The organism is Bartonella sp. TT67HLJMS (genome assembly GCF_042193375.1).
Taxonomy (GTDB): Bacteria; Pseudomonadota; Alphaproteobacteria; order Rhizobiales; family Rhizobiaceae; genus Bartonella; species Bartonella grahamii.
Window position 1 is genome coordinate 1 of sequence record NZ_JBHILP010000042.1, and the last position, 839, is coordinate 839.

Annotated in this window: 1 protein-coding gene; it reads right to left on the reverse strand. The window is 42.4% G+C overall.

All coding sequences use genetic code 11. The features are described 5' to 3' along the window. Nucleotides 1-839, reverse strand: an 839-nt coding sequence (locus ACFIJQ_RS08855; protein ID WP_375629972.1) for an autotransporter domain-containing protein, incomplete at both ends; no start/stop codon positions are given.

Consider the following 839-nt stretch of genomic DNA (forward strand, 5'->3'; position numbering starts at 1 on the left):
TGTTGATAGCTTACATCACCATGAAGGGAGAAATTGTGAGACAGTTGTGCATTGATGCCAATGCCGCCTTCAATTGCAGGTCCCATAGGATCAAGGTCAAAGTCTCTACCAATATGAATGCTATCATCATCACCAAAGGTTTTGATCAAGTTTACTTTTCCATAGAAAGACATAGGACGGTTGTTTTCAGTGGAAATGGTTTTGGTCAAACGTCCACCAACACGGATCAACCATTGAGAAGGATTGTTCATATCAACAGTGAAATTATCAGCATCTTCAATGGTGTTAAACATCAAATGTTGATAGGCAACTTGTGCTTGTGGCTCAAATGTTAAACCTTCCATTCCGGTTGCAAACTCTTTGCCAACAGTGGTGGAGATACTCAACATTTTGGCATCGTTCAACTTTGCGGTATTTCCTCTGAGAGCATTGGCGATATGCCCCTTTAGGATACCGTAGGATAAGAGTGCATCAATGTAGAAACCATTGTTGTGTTGTATACTACCATAGGCTGTCAGTGACCATTTATCTAGCGTGTTCTTCCCTGCATCTGATATGTCCTTTGGTGTAAACGACAGCTGCCCATAGGTGCCTACAAGACCGAGATGTGTTGTGGTATTTTGTCCTTCAATTGCTGCCAATGTGACACCGGCTTGGAGAGCAGCATAGCGAATATCAGCACCATAACCATATTTGAGAGGACCACGCTCAGAAGATAAAGTTCCTGTGCTTCCGTAAGTGTAGAGGAAGAAACCTGTTTGTTTCTCTTCTTCTTTTCCTAAGACGGATGTTCTGATATTGGCTAAGAGCGCGTTTTGTTTAGCCATATCGGTTAATCC